Origin of the sequence: Rugamonas rivuli (assembly GCF_009380165.1) — a bacterium.
Classification (GTDB): domain Bacteria; phylum Pseudomonadota; class Gammaproteobacteria; order Burkholderiales; family Burkholderiaceae_D; genus Rugamonas; species Rugamonas rivuli.
Map to the genome: position 1 here is coordinate 767,689 of NZ_WHUF01000001.1, position 14,080 is coordinate 781,768.

General features: G+C 64.9%; 13 protein-coding genes. 2 read left to right on the plus strand and 11 right to left on the minus strand.

Translation table 11 applies throughout. From position 1 onward, the window contains the following. Positions 1–4: 4 nt before the first annotated feature. The 4 genes from GEV01_RS03220 to GEV01_RS03235 are packed head-to-tail and all read right to left on the minus strand — an operon-like array spanning position 5 to position 3,370. Positions 5–1,396: a multicopper oxidase family protein gene (locus tag GEV01_RS03220; RefSeq protein WP_152801632.1), complete on the minus strand. Its 1,392-nt coding sequence runs from the start codon at positions 1,394–1,396 to the stop codon at positions 5–7. Beyond that, positions 1,393–2,751 carry a TolC family protein gene (locus tag GEV01_RS03225; protein ID WP_152801634.1) on the minus strand — a complete coding sequence of 453 codons (1,359 nt, stop codon included), beginning with the start codon at positions 2,749–2,751 and terminating at the stop codon, positions 1,393–1,395. The genes GEV01_RS03220 and GEV01_RS03225 overlap by 4 nt, the downstream gene beginning before the upstream one ends. 1 nt (position 2,752) lies before the next feature. Then, on the minus strand, positions 2,753–3,079 hold the full coding sequence (locus tag GEV01_RS03230) for a hypothetical protein (RefSeq protein ID WP_152801636.1): 327 nt from the start codon (positions 3,077–3,079) through the stop codon (positions 2,753–2,755). Between the two features lie 54 nt (positions 3,080–3,133). Beyond that, positions 3,134–3,370 (minus strand): hypothetical protein, encoded by a 237-nt coding sequence (locus GEV01_RS03235; RefSeq protein ID WP_217428338.1) that lies wholly within the window; start codon positions 3,368–3,370, stop codon positions 3,134–3,136. A gap of 192 nt (positions 3,371–3,562) precedes the next feature. On the opposite strand from GEV01_RS03235, the gene GEV01_RS03240 reads away from it, so the two are divergent. Further along, a complete protein-coding gene (locus tag GEV01_RS03240) occupies positions 3,563–5,716 on the plus strand; it encodes a patatin-like phospholipase family protein (RefSeq protein ID WP_235914183.1) in 2,154 nt (717 codons plus the stop codon). Here GEV01_RS03240 and GEV01_RS03245 read toward each other — a convergent pair. From GEV01_RS03245 to GEV01_RS03265, 5 genes are read right to left on the minus strand one after another with little or no spacing between them, the layout of a single operon-like run. Then, on the minus strand, positions 5,690–6,163 hold the full coding sequence (locus GEV01_RS03245; RefSeq protein WP_152801642.1) for a GNAT family N-acetyltransferase: 474 nt from the start codon (positions 6,161–6,163) through the stop codon (positions 5,690–5,692). The two genes, GEV01_RS03240 and GEV01_RS03245, sit on opposite strands and share 27 nt — an antisense overlap. Next, a complete protein-coding gene (locus GEV01_RS03250; RefSeq protein ID WP_152801644.1) occupies positions 6,163–6,450 on the minus strand; it encodes an RNA-binding protein in 288 nt (95 codons plus the stop codon). The genes GEV01_RS03245 and GEV01_RS03250 overlap by 1 nt, the downstream gene beginning before the upstream one ends. A 23-nt stretch (positions 6,451–6,473) precedes the next feature. Beyond that, complete coding sequence (fabI, locus tag GEV01_RS03255; RefSeq protein WP_152801647.1) at positions 6,474–7,250, minus strand: enoyl-ACP reductase FabI; 777 nt, start codon at positions 7,248–7,250, stop codon at positions 6,474–6,476. After that, positions 7,247–8,440: an acetate/propionate family kinase gene (locus tag GEV01_RS03260; protein ID WP_152801648.1), complete on the minus strand. Its 1,194-nt coding sequence runs from the start codon at positions 8,438–8,440 to the stop codon at positions 7,247–7,249. The genes fabI and GEV01_RS03260 overlap by 4 nt, the downstream gene beginning before the upstream one ends. Positions 8,441–8,444: 4 nt before the next feature. Continuing rightward, on the minus strand, positions 8,445–9,395 hold the full coding sequence (locus GEV01_RS03265) for a phosphate acetyltransferase (RefSeq protein ID WP_152801650.1): 951 nt from the start codon (positions 9,393–9,395) through the stop codon (positions 8,445–8,447). A 164-nt stretch (positions 9,396–9,559) separates the two neighbouring features. On the opposite strand from GEV01_RS03265, the gene GEV01_RS03270 reads away from it, so the two are divergent. Next, positions 9,560–12,469: a VIT domain-containing protein gene (locus GEV01_RS03270; RefSeq protein WP_152801652.1), complete on the plus strand. Its 2,910-nt coding sequence runs from the start codon at positions 9,560–9,562 to the stop codon at positions 12,467–12,469. Here GEV01_RS03270 and GEV01_RS03275 read toward each other — a convergent pair. Continuing rightward, positions 12,462–13,337 (minus strand): hypothetical protein, encoded by an 876-nt coding sequence (locus GEV01_RS03275; RefSeq protein WP_152801654.1) that lies wholly within the window; start codon positions 13,335–13,337, stop codon positions 12,462–12,464. The two genes, GEV01_RS03270 and GEV01_RS03275, sit on opposite strands and share 8 nt — an antisense overlap. Next, entirely contained in the window at positions 13,334–14,035 is a 702-nt protein-coding gene (locus tag GEV01_RS03280) for a sigma-70 family RNA polymerase sigma factor (protein WP_328595425.1), read from the minus strand. The genes GEV01_RS03275 and GEV01_RS03280 overlap by 4 nt, the downstream gene beginning before the upstream one ends. Positions 14,036–14,080 lie beyond the last annotated feature (45 nt).

Consider the following 14,080-nt stretch of genomic DNA (forward strand, 5'->3'; position numbering starts at 1 on the left):
CTCCTTAATGGCCGCTATGGCCGCTGGGTTTGCGTACCGTGAGTTCCACGTCCGGCGGGTTCAGTGCCGGCATGGACTGGCCGCCGGCGGTGTACTTGCGCGCTGGCTCGGGCAAGGCGCCGGTCCACTCGTAGGCTTGCGTGCCAGGGGGATGCTTGTACCAGCCCGGGTCCGTGTAGTCGCCGCGTTTCTGGTCCTTGCGCACTTTGACCACGGTGAACATGCCGCCCATGTCCACGCCGCCGAACGGGCCTTCGCCCGTCATCATCGGCAGCGTGTTCTCCGGCAGCGCCATCTGCATGCCGCCCATGGCGCCGCCCTTGTCGCCCATGGTCATATACTCCGGCACGATCTTGTTGATCTTCTCGGCGATGCCGCGATGGTCCACGCCTATCATGGTCGGCACGTTGTGGCCCATGGCGTTCATCGTGTGGTGCGATTTGTGGCAGTGGAAAGCCCAGTCGCCCGGATCGGTGGCGACGAATTCAATCGCCCGCATCTGGCCGACAGCGATATCGGTCGTCACTTCCGGCCAGCGCGAGGCCGGTGGCGTCCAACCGCCATCGGTGCCGGTGACGAAGAACTCGTGGCCGTGGATGTGCACCGGATGGTTGGTCATCGTCAGGTTGCCGACGCGGATGCGCACCTTGTCGCCCTGCCGCACCGGCATGGAATCGATGCCGGGGAAGACGCGGCTGTTGAACGTCCACAGGTTAAAGTCCAGCATGGTGTTGGTCTTCGGCGTGTAGCTGCCGGGATCGATGTCGTAGGCGTTCAGCAGGAAGACGAAGTCGCGGTCGACCGCAAACTGCGTATGGTCTTTGGGGTGCGTGACCCAAAAGCCCATCATGCCCATCGCCATCTGCGTCATCTCGTCTGCGTGCGGGTGGTACATGAAGGTTCCGGGACGCCTGGCGACGAATTCGTAGACGAAGGTTTTGCCCGGTGCGATGCCAGGTTGCGTCAGGCCGGTGACACCATCCATACCGTTCGGCAGGCGCTGGCCATGCCAGTGCACGCTGGTGTGCTCCGGCAGCTTGTTGGTGACGAAGATGCGCACGCGGTCGCCCTCCACCACCTCGATGGTCGGGCCGGGCGACTGGCCGTTGTAGCCCCACAGATTGGCCTTCATGCCGGGCGCCATTTCGCGCACCACCGGCTCGGCGATCAGGTGGAATTCCTTGACGCCGTTATTCATCCGCCACGGCAGCGACCAGCCGTTCAGCGTCACCACCGGGTTGAACGGACGGCCGTTGGACGGCAGCGGCGGCACGTGGGTGTCGGCGTTATCCATGGTCATCGCCTCCGGCAGCGTGGCCGCGCCGGCCTTGCTGACGGCGGCCGCGCTGACCGCGACGGCGCCCGCGCCCTTGAAGAAGTCTCTACGTGAAATCATGGGGTGGTCCTTGTTTCGTTGGCGCTGCCGCCGTTGACGGCGGTGTGCAGCCGGGTTTCGGCGATCCAGAAGTCGCGCTGTGTTTCGATGGCGGTGTTGACGCTGTTGAGCTGTTCGCGCGAGTCGGCCAGCAGTTCGAAGACGCTGGCCAGCATGCCGTTGTAGCGCAGCAGTACCTCGTCCGAGATCTTTTTACGCAGCGGTACCACCTCGTCGCGGTAGTGGCGGGCGATGTCGTAGGTGGTGCGGTAGGACGAATACGCCTCTCGCACTTCCGAACGGGCTCGCACCGCCGTGTCGGTAGTGCGGTGCACGGACTGCATGTACTGCGCCTGCGCCCGCGCCACCTTGGCGCTGCCCCAGTCGAAGATCGGCAGTTCGAACGTGACCTGGTAGCCGTTCTCGCGCGGCTTGCCGGTGCTGCTCTTGTTGGCGTAGCCTGCGTCGAACACGTTGATAAAGCCGGTGGCCTTGGTCAGGCCGAGGGCGTCGGCCGTGGCTTCGGTATCGCGGCGTGCGGCCTGCATGTCCAGGCGCTGCGTCAGCGCCTGCGCCTCGGCGTCGTTCATTTCCTGAGGCTGCGGCGGCAGGTCGGGCAGACGGTCCGGCAGCGTGAAATTCTGCTGCTCGCCCCAGAGGCCGAGAAGGCGGATCAGCTGCTCACGCGAGGCGGTCGCCTCGTGGCGGCTGCGGGCCAGCTGCGTCAACGCATCCTGATAAAAGGCGCGTTCGCGGGCCTGATCCAGTTTGCTCCAGTTGCCCACCTTGGCCATCTTTTCCGCCAGCTCGGACGAGGCGTCCGCAGCCACGCGCACCTGCTCGGCGAAGGCCGCCGATTGGGCCGCCGCCACGGCGGTGAAGTAGGCGCGGCGCGTATCGGCCGCCAGTTGAACCGCCTGGGCTGCGGCCTGCAGCTTGGCCTGTTCGAAGCGGCGGCCTTCAATGCGGGAACGTGCGGGTAAAGTCAGCAAGCCCGCGATATCGAACGTGACGCTGCGGTCGATTTCCGTTTCGCTGCCGCCACGGATGCGGCCAAAACCGAGGCTGGGATTGCGCATGCGGCTGGATTGGATGAACTCCGCCTCCGTCACACCCAACTCCGCCAACGATGCCTTCAATGCGGGGCTGTTCAGCAGCGCTATCTGCACTGCGGTCTCCGGGGTCAGCGGCTGCGCCAGCAGCGTGCCTACCTGCAGGCTGTTGTCGGCGTCGCGGGACAGGCTGGCCGGTTGGCCGATGCGTTCCTGCGCCAAACGGGAGACATCGGCCAGGCCGCCGTCGTTGGACAGGCTGGCGCAGCCTGCCAGCAGCATGGCGGAAAATCCTGCCGCTGCCGCCTTGGGTAATCGTGCCATGTTATTGGCCTTTCATATGCTGGTGATGACCCTTGTGCGGGTCGTCGCTGGTTTCAGCCTTGGGCGTCTCAGGCTGCATCTGCGGCTGCATTTCCATCTGCATGTGCATGGAGTGGCCGGGTTGCGCGGCGAGTTCGCGGTTGGCCTGCAGCCAGACCTTGTCCGGCGTGACGGCGGTGTCCGGGGTTGGACGTATATCGGCAAAGGCCGAACGGTATGCCGGCGGCGGCACCTTGGCATCCGCATCCGGCGCTTTAGGCGCGGATTGGGCGGATGCATACACAGGCGCGCAGGCTACTGCCAGCAGCAGTATGCGAAAGCGATTCATAGGATTCCTAGAAAAATGGCGGATACGCGGGCAAGCCCGCAGCTTCGGCAAATATCAGGAAAGGCGGGGCGGACGCTCCAGCGTGGCGGGGATATAGGCGGTCATCGCAGGTTCAGGCGCGATGAAGGCGGCGCCGAAAAACGCCGCAGGCAGTACGATGGCGGGCACGCCGGGTGGCGCGGACGCACCCACGCAACTGGCGCAATGGCTGCATTTTCCATGCGCTCCCGACGCCGGCTCGGGCTTGTCCGGCGCGCAGTGCTCCGACCGCGCTTCCGTCTGCGTCGTCACCGTATGGCACGGAATCAAGGCAACAGCTACCCCTTGCAGCGGCAGGGCTGTTATCAAAATCCAGAGCAGGAAGCGGATGAATGGACGCATAGTGGACAGAATCTTACACCTTCCCACGGAGGTAAGGTCAAGCGACTTTTGTGCTAGAGTCCTCGCATGCGAATAATCCCTGCGCTTATCCTCTTGTCCTGCTTGAGCTGCCAGCTCGCCCATGCCGCTACGCGGCCCAAAATAGCCGTGGTGCTGTCGGGCGGCGGTGCTCGCGGCGGCGCCCATATCGGCGTGCTGAAGGTACTGGAGGAACTGCGGGTGCCGGTCGATATCATCGTCGGCACCAGCGCCGGCGCCATCGTCGGCGGGGCCTACGCCAGCGGCATGCCATTGGCAGAGATCGAGCGCGAAATGCAGACGCTCAGCACCGCCAACCTGTTCCACGACGTCGCCCGGCGCGACCTCTCCATCGCCCGCAAGACCGACGATGCGGACAGCTTCGTCGGCCCGGAGATCGGCATCGGGCCGGGCGGCCTGTCGCTGCCGAAAGGCGCGGTATCCGGCGTGGCGCTCGAAGCGCTGCTGCGCCGGCTGACCGTGCGCCAGTCCGTCCCCGACTTCGACCAGCTACCCATCCCCTTCCGCGCGGTCGCCACGGACGTCAGCAGCGGCGAGATGGTGGTGCTGGAACACGGCAACCTGGCGCAGGCCATACGCGCCAGCATGGCCATCCCCGCCGTGATCACGCCGGTGGAAATCGACGGCCAGTTACTGATCGACGGCGGCATCGCCCGCAACCTGCCGGTCGATGTGGCACGCAAGATGGGCGCGGACATCATCATCGCCATCAATATCGGCACGCCACTGCTCAAGCGCGACGAGATCAAATCCGTGCTGTCGATGTCCGAACAGATGACGCGCATGCTCACCGCCAGCAACCTGCGCACTTCCCTGGCCGAGCTCAATCCCCAGGTCGACGTGCTGATCACGCCCAACCTGGCGACCGTGGATGCCGGCAGTTTCGATCTGCTGAAAGAGGCCGCAGCTTACGGCGAACAGGCCGGCCACCAGGTCGCAGAGCGCTTGCAGCGCTACGCCGTGTCGTCCGAGGACTATGCGGTACTGAGTGCGCGCCGTCGTCACGCCCAGGCGCCGCAAGGCGTGCTGCTGTCGTCGGTGCGCATCGACGGCACGCAGCGGGTGCCGGAGGAATCCCTGCGTGGCATCATGGAGACCCAGCCCGGCGACCAGTTCGATGTCGCCAAGGCCGAGCGCGACATGCGGCGCCTGTTCGGGCGCGGCGACTTCGAACACGTCAGCTATACGCTTACGCCGCTGCCGGACGGCCGCCACGAGCTGACCACCATCGTCAACGAAAAATCCTGGGGACCGCAGTATCTGCGCCTGGGCCTGGGCGTATCGACCGACTTCGAAGGCGATTCCTTCTTCACGCTGCGCGCCATGCACCGCTGGACCTGGCTCAACGCGCTGGGCGCGGAGTGGCGCAACGACCTGGAGATAGGCCACACCGACCGCCTCAGCACCGAATGGCTGCAACCACTGACGCCGGCGCAGCGCCTGTTCGCCAGCGCCTCGCTCTCGGGCGAGCGCACGCCGCTGGACATCTACTCCAACGGCAGCCGGCTGGCGCGCTACCGCTACGAGTCGATCGCGGCGGGCCTGGACCTCGGCGTGCCGCTGGGTGAATGGGGCGAGGCGCGCATTGGCGTCACGCGCGGCCACGTCAACCTGCTGCTGGACACCAGCTTCGTGCCGCCGTCCGATCTGTTCCCCAAGGCGCGCACAGGCGGCGTACAGCTGCGCCTTCGGGCCGACACGCTGGACAGCCGCTCCTTCCCGCGCTCCGGCGCAGAGGCGGACCTGCGGGTGTACTCCTCCCGCACCGCACTGGGTGCGGACACCAACTACAACAAGCTGTCCTTCTCCGCGTTGACAGCGTTGGCTACCGGCCCGCACTCGCTGCAAGGAGCGCTGGAAATTCAGCACAAGCTGGGAGAGAACGCCCTGCCGGACCACGAAATCGTATCCTTCGGCGGTTTCCTGCGCATGTCCGGCTACCGCACCGGCGAATTGGTCGGCAACAGCCTGCACTTCGGCCGGCTGGTCTACAACTACCGCATCTCGGGGCCCGGCTTGCTGGACGGAGCCTACATCGGCGCATCGGCGGAACTGGGCCGCGTCGGCAACACCATCGACTCGCTGAACGGCGAGCAGACGGTGCGCAGCAATGCGCTGTACCTCGCCATCGATACGCCTCTGGGGCCGCTCTACTTCGGCGCCGGCCGCGCCTCGCGTAACCAGACCGCCTTATACCTGCTGATCGGGAAGCCGTGACGGGATGATCTCGGCGATCATCTCGCCATTGTCGTCGATCCCGCATTCGCGGAAGCCGAAGCTGCGATAGAAGGCCTGCGCCACAGCGTTGCCCGGCTTGTAGTAGATGATGATGCGATGGACGTCCGGCTTGCTGTGCAGCTCGTCGAGCAGCAGCGCCATGGCCTTGCGGCCTATGCCTTTGCCCTGCTGCGGAAAATCGACCATGAAGCGGTAGATGCCATACAGGCCGTCGACGTCCTCGGCGCGCACGTCGTACAGCAGGAAGCCAGCCGGCTCGCCGTCGCAGTAAATCCCGCGCGTGACGAAATCGTCGTAGAACCTGGACTGCGCAATCGAATACGCATTGCTGTCCAGGTAATCGCGCTGGTGCTCCGGCAGCTCCATGTCCATGAAGCTCTCAAAATTGTCTACGGTGATGTCCTGCAGTGTGACGCTTGTTGCCATTAATTGAAGTCCAGTCGTTCGTGAGGTTCGAGGTCATGATACACGTCCTCCTGGTGCAGCGGAATGTAGAACTTGAGCGCTTTGCCGCGATGGAAAACGCCGCGCAGCTGGTTGCAGACGCCCCATACCCGTTCGTAGGAATCGGCGACGTCGATCAGGGCCCATGGATTGTCGTCCATCCCCTCGCGCACCATGTTGACATGGGTGACGTGGAAGAAGCGCGCCAGGCCTTCGGCCACCGTGGTTTCAGTTGCGTCGCCATGCAGGCCGGATAAAATGATTTGCATCTGCCGCTCCTTTCAGTTCGCCGTCAGGCGATGATATTCAAGCCGCCATCAACATACACTGTGCTGCCGGTCAGACGATGCGCATACGGCGAGGCCAGATAGGCGCAGGTATTGCCGACATCGAGAATGTCCACCAATTGTCCAAGCGGCGCACGCGCCACCGCATCGCTGAGCAGCAGGTCGAAGTCCTTCAGGCCGGAGGCGGCCCGCGTTTGCAGCGGCCCGGGCGAAATCGCGTGGACGCGGATGCCGCTCGGCCCAAGCTCGTAGGCCAGGTAGCGGCACGACGCCTCCAGCGCGGCCTTCACCGGTCCCATGACGTTGTAGTTCGGGACCACCTTGTCGGCGCCGTGATAGCTCATGGCGAGCATGCTGCCGCCGTCCGTCATCAGCGGCGCCGCCAGCTTGGCCATGCGGACGAAGGAGTGGCAGGACACATCCATCGCCTGCAGGAAGCCGTCGAGCGAGCAGTCCAGCAGCCCGCCCTGCAGATCCGCCTTCGGCGCATAGGCTATCGAGTGCACCAGGATATCGAGCTTGCCGTGCTCCGCCAGCGCCGCGAATAGCGCCTCCAGTTGACCCGCTTGCGTAACATCCAGCGGCAGCAGCTGCGCATCGATTTCGGCGGCCAGCGGCGCCACATGCGGCAAGGCCTTCTCGTTCAAGTAAGTGAGCACGACTTCCGCTCCCAGCTTGCGGAAAGCCAGTGCGCAGCCCCAGGCGATCGAGTGTTCGTTGGCGACGCCGACGACCAGCGCCCGCTTGCCGCTCAAAATCGGATATACCGTTTCCGTATTCATGCCTTCTCCAGCAAGGACAGGGTGTGCCGGGCAATCATCAATTCCTCGTTGGCCGGCACCACCCACACCGGCACCCTGCTGCCGGCGGCGCTGATGCGCGCAACGCCGCGTGGATTGGCGGCGTTGGCCTCTACATCCAGTTCCACGCCCAGCCAGGCGGCATCCCGGCAGACGGCGGCGCGCAAGGCGACGCTGTTCTCGCCTATGCCGCCGGAGAAGACCAGCGCATCCAGTCCGCCCAGCGCCGCCGCCAGCGAACCGAGTTCGCGGCCGATTCGGTACACCATCAGGGCTATCGCCGCCCTGGCGCGCGGATCGTCGCTTTGCTCCAGCGTGCGCATGTCCGACGAAATGCCGGAAACGCCGAGCAGGCCGGACTCCTGGTACAGCAGCTTCTGCACCGCGCCCACGTCCATGCCCAGTTCATCGATCAGGTACAGCACCACGCCGGGATCGAGCGCGCCGCAGCGGGTGCCCATGGGCAGGCCATCGACGGCGGTAAAGCCCATCGAGCTGGCGACGCTGCGCCCGGCCGCCATGGCACACATGCTGGCGCCATTGCCCAGATGCGCGGCCACCACCTTGGCATGGGCCAGCGCCGGATCGGCCTCCGGCAAACGGCTGGCGATATATTCGTACGACAGACCGTGGAAGCCGTAGCGCCGCACGCCCTGCTCCGTGATCCGCGCCGGCAGCGCGAACGCCTGCGCCTCCGCCGGCTGGCCGATGTGGAAGGCGGTGTCGAAGCAGCCCATCTGCGGCACATCCGGCGCCATCGCCATCACGGCGCGCACCGGCGCCAGGTTGTGCGGCAGGTGCAGCGGCGCCAGCGGGATCAGCTTCTCCAGCGCCGCCAGCACCTTCGCGTCCAGCCGCTGCGGCCCGCTGTAGGCCACGCCGCCGTGGACGATGCGATGCCCGACCGCCACCACGCGGTGGCCTTCCAGATGCGTCTGCGCGAAGTCGATCAGGAAGCGCATGCCCGCTTCGTGGTCCAATGGTGCGGCAGGCCAGCTGCGCTCACCGATGGACTGCCCCTGCGCGTCCTGCGCACTGAAACGCGTCACGCCGCTGTACAGGTTCTCGATCTTGCCCTTGAATGTCAGCGCCAGCGCGGCGCCGCTGAACAAGGAAAACTTGATGCTCGACGAGCCGGCGTTGATGACGACGATGCTATCGTTGGGTGCCATGCGGTCAGCCTCCCAGGATACGTTTGCCGGCCAGTTTGCTGTGCGCCACCAGCACCGCCACCGCACAGGAAGCCAGGCGAGCGGCCACGGAATCGGCACGGCTGGTCAGGATGATCGGCACGCGGGCGCCAAGCACGATGCCGGCCGCCGCCGCGCCAGCCATGAAGGTCAGGCTCTTGGCGAGCATGTTGCCTGCCTCCAGATCGGGCGCCACCAGGATGTTCGCCCTGCCCGCAACCGGTGAGACCAGATGCTTGATCTCGGCCGCTTCAGGGTCGATGGCGTTGTCCATCGCAAGCGGGCCGTCGAGGATGCCGCCGGTGATCTGGCCCCGGTCCGCCATCTTGCACAGCGCCGCCGCGTCGATCGTGGACGGCATCTTGGCGCTGACCGTCTCCACTGCCGCCAGTATCGCCACCTTCACCGGATCGAACTTGAGCACGTGCGCAAGGTCGATGGCGTTCTGGATGATGTCGACTTTGTCGTCCAGCGTGGGATTGATGTTGACTGCGGCGTCGGTGATGATCAGCGGCTCGCCGCGGCCCGGCACGTCCATCACGAAGCAGTGACTGAGGCGGCGCCCGGTGCGCAGGCCCGTATCGCCGGCCACCACGGCGCCCATTAATTCGTCGGTGTGCAGGCTGCCCTTCATCAGCACCGCCGCCTGGCCTTCTCGTATCAGCTCCACCGCGCGGAACGCCGAGGCGTGACTGTGCTCGGTGTCGACCAGCGGCAGCGCCGAAATATCCAGCTTGGCCTCATCGGCCGCCTGGCGGATACGCGCCTGCGGGCCGACCAGGATGGGCAGGATCAATCCCATGCTGGCCGCGTCCAGCGCAGCCTCCAGCGCATGACGATCGCAGGCATGCGCCATGGCGACCTTCACGGGGCCGACTTTGCGCGCTGCGGCAATCAGGATTTCGTAGTACGGGTGCGGCGTGTTCATGGCAGTCATCTACTCTCCTCAGCAGTAAGCCTGGGAAATGATAGCAACAAATACAAATAAAGCAATTGAATATTGCTGCGGTGCCGCATACATTTTTTTTGCGGATTTAACCCCGTCCACCGCGCCGCGCCGTTACATGCATATCGCCGGGCTTTTCCGGCAAAGGAGATGTCATGTTGCGCCCACTGTTTGCGGTTTTCCTATTGAGTGTATCGATGATGGCGCAGGCGCTTACGCCGCTGCCGCCCATCATGCCGCCACGGCTGATTGTCCCGCGCGCGCAAACGCCGGTGCGCCTGCAAAGCCTGCGCATCACCGCCGACATCAGCGGCGGCCTGGCGCAGACCACGGTGGAGATGGTGTTCCACAATCCCAACGCGGTGCAGCTGGAGGGCGAGCTGCAATTCCCGCTGCTGCCCGAACAGCGCGTGACCGCTTTCGCGCTCGATATAGACGGCGCGCTGCGGCCAGCCGTGCCGGTCGAAAAAGCCAAGGGCCGCCTGATCTTCGAACAGGTCGAGCGCACCCGTGTCGATCCGGCGCTGCTGGAGACCACGCAGGGGAATAACTTCAAGCTGCGGGTCTATCCGATTCCGCCGCACGGCACCCGCACGGTGCAGCTCAAATATGCAGAGCCGCTACCGCGCCGCGAAGCGCAACGCCTGTATCGCCTGCCGCTGGCCTACGGTGGCGGCGTCGACGAATTTGATCTGGCGCTGAACGTTCACGGTGCGAGCGCACCGCCGCAAACGCGCGGTGCACTGGGCAGCGTGCAATTCGAACGGCAGCAGGACGGCTATCGCGCCCGCATCGCCAAGACCAGCTTCCGCGCCGACGGCACACTGGAACTGGCGCTGCCCACTACCGAGCAGCCACAGACCTTTGTGCAGGAGTTCGACGGCGATACCTTCTTCCTGAGCGAGATCGCTGTCGCCGGCGACAACACGCATCCGGTACGCCTGCCGCCCGCCGTACTGGGACTGTTATGGGACAGTTCCGGTTCAGGCGCACAACGCCAGACCGATGCCGAACTGGCTGTACTGGATCAGTACTTCAAGACAGTGCGCAATGTGGACGTGCGCCTGTTCCGCCTGCGCGACCGGGCCGAGGCCAGCCAGCGGTTCCGCGTCGTCAACGGCAACTGGAGTGCTTTGCGCGCTGCGCTGGCCGCCACGGCCTACGATGGCGCCAGCGCCCTCGGCGCGTGGAAGCCGGAGGCGGACGTCAACGAATATCTGCTGGTCAGCGATGGCCTGTCCAATTATGGCGACGCGCCCTTCCCGGCCCTGGCCAAGGGGCAGCGCCTGTTTGCTTTGAACTCGGCGCTGGTATCGGACAGCGCACGGCTGTCCGCACTGGCGGAGCGCAACGGGGGCCGGCTGGTGCAGTTGCAGGCGAACCAGCCAGCGCTTGCCGCACAGGCCTTGCTGGCCGATGAACTCCAGTTGAGCGACGTCTCTGCGACCGGCGCCAAGGACATCTCGTTCGAGGCCCGCGAGCCGCAGGACGGCATGCTGCGCGTCGCGGGCCGCCTGACGCAAGCCACGGCCGAGCTGACGCTGACCTTGACCCAGCAGGGCAAGAGCCGCACGGTCACGGTCCCAGTCAGCGGCAGCGCGCCCTTTCACCCGCTGGCCGCCGGCATGTGGGCCAGCTACCGCCTGCATGCGCTGGAAGCGGACTACGATTTGAAGCGCGGCGAAATCCGCCGCCTGGGCCAGCGCTTCGGCATGCCGACCCGCGAGACCTCGCTGCTGGTGCTGGACAGGCTGGAAGACTATCTGCGCTATGACATCGAACCACCTGCGGCCTACAAGGAAGCCTACGCCAAGCTCAAACAAAACCGCTGGACGCAACGGCGTCTCATCGCCACGCAGCACAGCGACCAGATCGTGCGCGAGTTCGAACAGAAGGTCGCCTGGTGGGAAAAGAGCTATCCGAAGTCCGGCCTGCCCAAGCAGGCTGACCTCAAACCCATGGACGACCCGCAAGTGGAAGCCGCTCCCGTACTGATGGAGGCCGCGCGCACGCTATCCGCACCGGTTGCATCGCCAAAGGCCATGGGCTCACCACCGCCACCGCCGGCACCGGCGCCCGCCGCCTATGGCCGCGCCGATCTGCGCAGGTCTGAATCGGCCGCCAAGCCATACCCGGCGCTGGGTGACGAGACGCCAAATGCCGGCATTCAGCTCAAGAAATGGTCGCCGAACGAGCCATACCGGGCGCGCATGAAAGCCGCCAAGGGCGCGGACCTGTATGCCGTGTACCTGGACGAGAAGCCGAACTACACCAACAGCAGCGCCTTCTTCCTGGACAGCGCGGACATGCTGCTGGAACAAGGGCAGCGCGACCTGGCCTTGCGCGTGTTATCGAATCTGGCGGAGATGGACCTGGAAAATCGCCAGGTCCTGCGGATACTGGGCTACCGCTTGCTGCAAGCGGGCGAGCCTGCGTTGGCTATCCCTGTTTTCAAGCAGGTGCTGCGCCTGGCCGAGGAAGAACCGCAATCGTATCGCGACCTGGGCCTGGCATATGCCGCCGCCGGACAAGTGCAGCCTGCTGTCGACCAGCTGGCCGAGGTACTGAACCGGCCATGGGATGCACGCTTTGCGGAAATCGAGCTGGTGACGCTGGCGGAGTTGAATGCCATCGTCGCCAAGGCTGCCGTCAAGCCGGATACGAGCCGTATCGATCCGCGCCTGCTGCGCAACCTGCCACTGGCCTTGCGCGCAGTGCTGACCTGGGACGCGGACAATACCGACATCGATCTGTGGATCACCGATCCGAATGGAGAGAAGTGCTACTACGCGAACCGCTACACCTACCAGGGCGGGCGCATGTCGCGCGACTTCACCGGCGGCTATGGGCCGGAAGAGTTTTCGCTGCGGGTGGCCAAGCCAGGCAAGTACCGGGTGGAAGTCAATTCATTCGGCCATCGCCAGCAGATCGTGGCCGGAGCGACTACCGTGCAGCTGCGCTTGAGCATCGGCTTCGGCACGGCGAAACAGCGCGATCAGATGGTTACGCTGCGCTTGCGCGATACTGGCAGCACGGCGCTGGTCGGAGAGTTCGAGGTTAATTGACGGTTTCGAGTTGCCGCTGGAGTTCGGGCGGCACTTCAGTATCGGGATAGCGCGCGCGGAACTTGAGCCATTCCGCGTGCGCTTCTTTCGTTTGGCCGGCCTTCAGCATTTCCTCCATGCGGGCCAGCCATGTGGATGCCGGCGTCGCTACAGGCGTGGACATGACTTCAGGCCCAGGCAAAGCCGCATGCGCAGGAACGGGGGCACGTGCAAGCACCGCCGCAGGCGCAGAAAAAGATAGGGATGCCGGCGCCGGCGCCGGCGGCGGAGCGGAGCGCATCGCCAGCGACGGTGCAGACGCAATATCCGCCATCGGTGCAGACTGCGCCAATGGCGGATATTGCGGCATGGAGGCAGCAGGCTTCGCAGCGCGAACGGCGGCCGAAGCGACAGATAGCCGCGGCGGCGGCGGCGGCGGTGCCGGTACCGCCGCCGGTTCGGCGATGGCGATGGTTGTCTCAGCCACGTCCCGATTCGGCGCAACCTCCGCCATCTTCGCAGCCGGTGGCGCCGATTCCTGAACAACGCTGTCCTGCCGAACCTCAGGAGCAAACGCCTGCGGCATCAAACCGCGCACCACGAACAACGCCAGCACCACACTGGCCGCAATCCCCAACGGCACCCGAGCGCGCCGCAGAAAATGCCGCGCCGGTGAAGATGCCTGCGCCCCGCCATGCAACGCATCGTTGGCAGACTCCCCCGCGCGCGCACCGCCGCCCAAGTCCGCCGCAGCCCGCGCCAGAATGGCGGCAGACAAAGCCTCCGGCACCGACGGCTGCGGCAACCCTTGCAACTGACGCGCCAAATCCCCCTCACCCTTGAGGAAGTCTTCGAACGCCGCGTCTTCAGTGTGATCGTGTGGATTCATGCTCTCGCCTCTTCGGCAGCCGGCGCCAATTCCTGACGCAGTTTGCGCATCGCATAGCGCAGACGACTCTTCACCGTCTCCACCGGCGCCGCCACCAGCTCCGCAATCTCTTCCAGGCTCATACCGTTAAACTGCTGCAGCACCAGCGCCTCGCGCTGATCGACAGGCAGTTGCCGTATCATCGCATGCAAATGGCTGGTCTGCTGCTTGCGTTCCAACTCGCCGTCCGGAGCCAGCCCGTCATGCGCGGCATCGGCGACACGCTCGAACCAATCATCCTCCCCGCCATCGCTGGCCAGCAGCACGCGCTCGTTCAAGCGTATCAGGTCGATCAAGCGGTTGCGGGCGATTTGAAAAAGATAAGTACGGAAGCTGGCGCCCGGCTCATACCGCGCGCGGGCCTGATGCAGATTGGCCCAGCTGTCCTGCATGATGTCGTTGACCCACTCCCGCCGCGGCGAGCGCCACGTCAAAAACAGATACAAGCCCTGGCTGTGGCGCCGATACAGTTCCGCGAACGCAGCCAGATCGCCATCGCGATAGCTGAGCATAAGAACTTCATCGGATCGGAGGGCGGTCATACCAACATGATAACGCAAGCCCCGCGTGCCGCAGGCCTGCGCGTTGTTACAAAATATTGCCGCGTCATAAAGGCTTTCCCGCAACGGCGGGCTGTAAAAACGCGTAAATTTCACCACTCGATATATTTCCTGAGATAAACTTTAATGGCTAAAGCTCAGGAG

What these genes read in the sequence shown, in the direction of transcription:
- GEV01_RS03220 (WP_152801632.1), bottom strand. Translation starts at nt 1,396, where the DNA reads ATGATTTCACGTAGAGACTTCTTCAAGGGCGCGGGCGCCGTCGCGGTC.
- GEV01_RS03225 (WP_152801634.1), bottom strand. Translation starts at nt 2,751, where the DNA reads ATGGCACGATTACCCAAGGCGGCAGCGGCAGGATTTTCCGCCATGCTG.
- GEV01_RS03230 (WP_152801636.1), bottom strand. Translation starts at nt 3,079, where the DNA reads ATGAATCGCTTTCGCATACTGCTGCTGGCAGTAGCCTGCGCGCCTGTG.
- GEV01_RS03245 (WP_152801642.1), bottom strand. Translation starts at nt 6,163, where the DNA reads ATGGCAACAAGCGTCACACTGCAGGACATCACCGTAGACAATTTTGAG.
- GEV01_RS03250 (WP_152801644.1), bottom strand. Translation starts at nt 6,450, where the DNA reads ATGCAAATCATTTTATCCGGCCTGCATGGCGACGCAACTGAAACCACG.
- fabI (WP_152801647.1), bottom strand. Translation starts at nt 7,250, where the DNA reads ATGAATACGGAAACGGTATATCCGATTTTGAGCGGCAAGCGGGCGCTG.
- GEV01_RS03260 (WP_152801648.1), bottom strand. Translation starts at nt 8,440, where the DNA reads ATGGCACCCAACGATAGCATCGTCGTCATCAACGCCGGCTCGTCGAGC.
- GEV01_RS03265 (WP_152801650.1), bottom strand. Translation starts at nt 9,395, where the DNA reads ATGACTGCCATGAACACGCCGCACCCGTACTACGAAATCCTGATTGCC.
- GEV01_RS03270 (WP_152801652.1), top strand. Translation starts at nt 9,560, where the DNA reads ATGTTGCGCCCACTGTTTGCGGTTTTCCTATTGAGTGTATCGATGATG.
- GEV01_RS03275 (WP_152801654.1), bottom strand. Translation starts at nt 13,337, where the DNA reads ATGAATCCACACGATCACACTGAAGACGCGGCGTTCGAAGACTTCCTC.